Source organism: Ramlibacter sp., from assembly GCF_035706265.1.
Classification (GTDB): domain Bacteria; phylum Pseudomonadota; class Gammaproteobacteria; order Burkholderiales; family Burkholderiaceae_C; genus Ramlibacter.
Map to the genome: position 1 here is coordinate 1 of NZ_DASSVG010000224.1, position 4,958 is coordinate 4,958.

Sequence of the window (4,958 nt, forward strand, 5' to 3'; positions counted from 1 at the left end):
TCCAGGAGCCTTCGCCGAGCGCCAGCAGACCGATCGCCACCCGCTGCAGCTCGCCGGTCGGGCCCACCAGCGACTGGCCCATGGCGGCGCCGGCCAGGGCGCAGCTCGCCAGGGCCAGCATCGGCACGAAGAATCCGCGCCCCATCAGGTAGGCCACCGGATTCGGCCCCAGCGCCTTGCGCACGGCGTGCCCCAGCAGCAGCATCAGCGTGGCCGGCAGCACGCCGCTCCACACGGTGAGTTCGAGCGCGTGCGCCGGCGAGGCACCGCAGGTGAGCATGGTGCTGAAGCCCGCCAGCGTCACCACCGGAATGGCCAGCGGCCAGCCGATCATCAGCAGCACCAGGGGCGCGCCCGACCAGTGCAGGGGAAAGGGCAGGGCCGCGAGCCCCGGCCAGCTCCACAGCCAGGGCAGCAGCGTCAGGCTGGCGAGAAAGGGCGTGGCCAGCGGCACCTGGCCCTGGTGCGGGCGCAGCAAGCGCCAGGGCCGCACCACCAGCGCGCCCGCCCAGGCCAGCGCCAGCAGGATGGCCTCCACGACGACCTGGGCGTCCATCGCGTGCCGCCTCAGTGCCCGTCCGCGCGGATCTTGCCCTCGCGCACGTAGCGCTCGTATTCGTCGCGCGTGATGGCGGCGGTGCCGGTGTTGCCCTGGCCGTCGTGCCAGTGCAGCGTGACGCTGTCGTCCGCCACGTCGATGTCCACCTCGCCGTCCGGCACCGGCATCAGCACGCCGTCGCCGGCGCGGAAGCAGACCTCTCCCCGAATCATCGCGTGCTGCGTCATGGTGAATTCCCTCGTGTTGCTGCCGAGTGTCGGCGCCGCGCGACGCCGCGGCGTGTCAGCCGACATGCCGTGTTCTTGCGGGACGCGCGTCGGCTCTCGACAATGGGGCCATGGCGCCGAATGAAGCGCTCGCGCTCGGGGGAGGGACGGCGGTGCTGGCCGCTGCGCTCGTGCTCGCGCTCGCGCTGCAGCTCTGGCGGCAGTCCCGCAGCCGCAAGCGCACCGAGCAGCGCTTCCGCCAGCTTTCCAACGCCGTGCCGCAGATCGTCTTCGTGGCCGACCGGCGCGGCCAGGTCCAGTTCGTGAGCACCCGCTGGGTGGAGGTCACCGGCCTGCGCCGGCGCGAGGCCCTCGGCGAGGCCTGGCAGCAGGCGCTGCACCCGGACGAGCGCGCGGAAATCGTGCAGCGCCTGCGCGAGATGGTCCGCCGCGGCGAGCCGCTGCAGGTGGAACTGCGCCTGCGCGCGGACGGCGGCAGTTACCGCTGGCACCTGCTGCGCGCCGCGCCGCTGGACGAGGACGGCCGCCGCCAGGCCGCCTCGTGGCTCGGCACGCTGACCGACATCGACGCGCTCAAGCAGGCGCAGGAACAGACCCGCCTGCAGGCCGAGGAGATCCGCCGCCTCAACGCCGGGCTGGAGGAGCGCATCGCCGAACGCACGGCGCAACTGCGCCTGGCCAACACGCAGCTCGCCGCCTTCTCGTATTCGGTCTCGCACGACCTGCAGTCGCCGCTGCAGCGCGTGTCCTCGTACGCGAAGCTGCTGCAGCAGGAGCTGGCGGCCGCGCCGGAGGGGCGCGCGCAGCACTACCTGGCCCGCATCCAGGGCAATGCCGACACCATGGCGCAGCTGATCGAAGGGCTGCTGGCCCTGGCCCACGTGTCGGAGGTGGAGATCATCCGCTCCGCCGTGAACCTGAGCGACCTGGCCAGCGAGATCCTGCAGCGGCTGCAGGCGGAGCAGCCGCAGCGCAGCGTGGCCTGGCAGGTCCAGCCGGGCCTGGCGGCGACGGGCGACGTGCGGCTGATGCGCTCCGTGATGGAGAACCTGCTGGGCAACGCCTGGAAGTTCACGGCCCGCGCGCCGGCGCCGGAGATCGTGGTGGGGGGCGACGCCGCGCGCGGCGAGTACTTCGTGCGCGACACCGGCTGCGGCTTCGACATGGCCTATGCCGACCGGCTCTTCGGCACCTTCCAGCGCCTCCACGCGGAGCACGAATACCCGGGCACCGGCATCGGCCTGGCGACGGTGGCGCGGGCCATCTCGCGCCAGGGCGGCCGGATCTGGGCGGAGTCGGCGCCGGGGCAGGGCGCCACCTTCCGCTTCACGCTGCCGCCGGCGTGATCAGTGGCGCGAGGCGGGGAAGTCCACCGGCGCGAAGTCGGAGGCGTGGGCGGGTGTGAGCCGCACCGGGGGCGGAGACTGGGTCGCAGCGGGCTGGCTCGCCGGCGTCGGGTCCGCCGCCGGCTTGGCGGACTGGCCGGCCAGGATGCGCGCGAGGCGGCCGGCCCGACCGACCAGGAAGTTGGCCGCCGCGCGCAGCAGGATCGCGCCGTTCATGGGGATCAGCGTCAGCAGGCCGTGGCCCCGGACATAGCCCGGGTTGGCGCGCAGGTACAGGCGCGCGTTCGGACGCCGGCTGGCGTGCCAGCGCGCGCGGTCCTGCTCGGTCTCGCGGGTGATCCACTTCACTTCGCGCACCATCGGATCGGCCGGATCGACCCGCTCCAGGCCGAAGGCATCGGCCAGTTCCTCCATCTGCCGCTGCACCTCCGGCGGCGTCGGCTGGTCGGCCCGGGGCCAGATCACCGGCGCGTAGTGCGACAGGAAGGTGTAGCTGCTCGGATGGGTGAGCGCGGCGAAGATGCACCAGTCGCGCCGTGGCGCCTGCAGCCACAGGCGCAGCAGGCGCAGGCAGTTGTTGACCATGATGAGGTCGCGCCCGCGCCATTGCGGCAGCGTGCCGGCTTCCATCCGCACCACCGCGCTCGGCCGGCCCTGCACGTCCAGCAGGAACACGTGGGTGGCGTGATAGCCCACCGGCTTGCCCTGCTCGTTGCGCTTGACCCAGATCCAGGTCCGCCAGGACGGCCGGTCGATGACGTAGTGGCGGAAGCCGGCGAAGTCCAGCCCGCCGAAGATCTGGACGTGGACACCGAACAGCTCGCGGGCGAGGGCTTCGCGCGCTGCCTCGCCGAGCTCGTGGACGGCGTGGCAGCTGACTCTGGAGAGCTTGGACATCGCTAGGTCGATTGCTTAGTTCGTCGCGCAGCGCGCCAGCGGCCCGGGGCCTGCGCCGGCTGGTTTTCCGAGGGAAGCGGGTGTCTCCCGGTCGCCGCACTATTCGTTACAAAGCTAGGTGTAACTGCAACAGAATGTTAGTGCAAGCGCAGTGCGCCACCGTCGGGCTGGCGCCGATGAACGGTCGTCGTAGCGTGGCAAGCGGTCCACAAGACCGCGTCGGCGGCAGTCCTGTCGATTCCGGCAACGCCCGATCGTCCTAAGGTGGGGCCCATTGGTGCGGCCCGCATCCCCAAGGAGAAAATCCATGCCCGTCCTCGACAGCTATCTCTTCTTCAACGGCAACTGCGCCCAGGCGATGCCCTTCTACGAGCGCACGCTGGGCGGCAAGCTCGAACACACCATGACCTACGGCCAGTCGCCCGAGCCCAACCAGTGCCCGGCCGGGGCCGAGGGCCTGGTGATGCACTCCAGCCTGAAGCTGGGCGACCGCACGCTGATGGCCTCCGACGTCCCGCCCTCCATGGGGCCGAAGCCGATGGGGGGGTTCTCGCTGTCGCTCTTCTACGATTCGCCCGAGGAGGCGCGCCGCATCTTCGAAGCGCTGGCGCAGGGCGGCACGATCCAGATGCCGATGACGAAAACCTTCTGGGCCGAGGTGTTCGGCATGCTGGTCGACCAGTTCGGCACGCCCTGGATGGTGAGCGGCGGCATGCGCGGCGCGTGACGCATGCCACGCGGGCGGGCCTGCCTGTTGGCTGCGCGCATCGCCGAAACGTGTTGTAGCGGCTTTTCCCGTCCGCCCGCCCCAGCATGCGGGCGATGGGAGGAGAGATGGACGGATCGGCGCTTCGGTGGGTCGGAGGCATGCTGCTCGCGCTGGCAGCCCTTGGGCCGTCGCAGGCGGGCGCGCAGGTCTACCGCTGCGGCTCGCACAGTTATTCGCAGGTGGCCTGCACCGGCGGACGTCCGGTGGGCACCAAGCCGCACCGCGTGACCGACAAGTCCCGGCCGCCGCCGCAGGACCGTGCCGTGGCCGCCCGCCGCGCCCCGCTGTCGGCCGAGGAGCGCCGGGAATGCCGCGCCCTCGACGTGCGCCTGCGGGACGAGAAGCGCAGGTTGCGCGCCAAGGGCGAGGCGGCGACGCTGGAGGACGAGATGCCTTTGGTGCACGCGCAGAAGCGTTTCCGCGAACTCAAGTGCTAGGAAATTGAGCGTCCCGTGGCGGGGCGCAACTTGACGCGGCGCAATCCCGCCGCCGCGCCGCGGCCTAGATTGGCTGGGAGGAGGTTTCCATGCCACGCCTCTCCAGTCGCTCCGCGCGGACCGGCCTGTCCGGCCTCGTGCTGGCTGCCTGTTTCGCTTTCGCTTCGTTCGCAGCGCACCCGCAGCCCGCGGCGCCGGCCACGGGCAACGTCTACCTCGCGGGCGGCGAGGTCCGCACGAGCGGCCCCGTCGCAGCCGACTTCACGGCGGCCGCGGGGCGCGTGCGCATCGAGCATCCGGTGGGCGGCGACCTGCTGGCGGCCGGCGGCGCAGTGGACGTGCGCGCGCCGGTGCAGCAGGACGTGCGCGCCGTGGGCGGCGACGTGGCGCTGGCAAGTGCCGTGGGCGGCGAGCTGTTCGCCGCCGGCGGCCACGTGGCGTTGCGACCCGGTGCCAGCGTCGACGGCCGCAGCACGCTTTATGGCGGCACCGTGAGCGTCGCCGGCAGGCTCGCGGGCCCGCTCGAGATCGCGGCGCAGAAGGTCACCCTCGACGGCGAGGTGCAGGGCGACGTTCGCATCACGGCCGAAGACATCGAGCTCGGGCCGGCGACGCGCATCGGCGGCGACCTGCGCTACGCCTCGGCGACGGAGCCGAGGAAGGCGCCGCAAGCGCGCATCGCCGGCGCCGTCACGCGCGAAGTGCCGGCAGGGGCGCGGCAGG

General features: G+C 72.2%; 6 protein-coding genes and 1 pseudogene. 4 read left to right on the plus strand and 3 right to left on the minus strand.

All coding sequences use genetic code 11. The annotated features are described in order from the left end of the window. Both VFM98_RS08445 and VFM98_RS08450 read right to left on the minus strand, forming a co-directional pair. Positions 1–556, minus strand: a 556-nt coding sequence (locus tag VFM98_RS08445) for a hypothetical protein (protein ID WP_325109468.1), incomplete at its 3' end; no start/stop codon positions are given. Between the two features lie 11 nt (positions 557–567). Then, on the minus strand, positions 568–786 hold the full coding sequence (locus VFM98_RS08450) for a hypothetical protein (protein ID WP_325109469.1): 219 nt from the start codon (positions 784–786) through the stop codon (positions 568–570). 110 nt (positions 787–896) lie between these two features. Between VFM98_RS08450 and VFM98_RS08455 the strand changes: the two genes are divergently transcribed. Then, positions 897–2,132 carry a sensor histidine kinase gene (locus tag VFM98_RS08455; RefSeq protein WP_325109470.1) on the plus strand — a complete coding sequence of 412 codons (1,236 nt, stop codon included), beginning with the start codon at positions 897–899 and terminating at the stop codon, positions 2,130–2,132. Here VFM98_RS08455 and VFM98_RS08460 read toward each other — a convergent pair whose 3' ends face one another. Next, the gene (locus VFM98_RS08460; protein ID WP_325109471.1) at positions 2,133–3,029 is read right to left on the minus strand and encodes a hypothetical protein; all 897 of its coding nucleotides are present in this window, start codon (positions 3,027–3,029) and stop codon (positions 2,133–2,135) included. Between the two features lie 307 nt (positions 3,030–3,336). Between VFM98_RS08460 and VFM98_RS08465 the strand changes: the two genes are divergently transcribed. From VFM98_RS08465 to VFM98_RS08475, 3 genes and pseudogenes are all read left to right on the plus strand, one after another. Continuing rightward, on the plus strand, positions 3,337–3,756 hold the full coding sequence (locus VFM98_RS08465; RefSeq protein ID WP_325109472.1) for a VOC family protein: 420 nt from the start codon (positions 3,337–3,339) through the stop codon (positions 3,754–3,756). A gap of 140 nt (positions 3,757–3,896) precedes the next feature. Beyond that, positions 3,897–4,235 carry a hypothetical protein gene (locus tag VFM98_RS08470; RefSeq protein WP_325109473.1) on the plus strand — a complete coding sequence of 113 codons (339 nt, stop codon included), beginning with the start codon at positions 3,897–3,899 and terminating at the stop codon, positions 4,233–4,235. A gap of 89 nt (positions 4,236–4,324) precedes the next feature. Then, positions 4,325–4,958, plus strand: a pseudogene (locus tag VFM98_RS08475) (hypothetical protein); the annotation flags it as partial.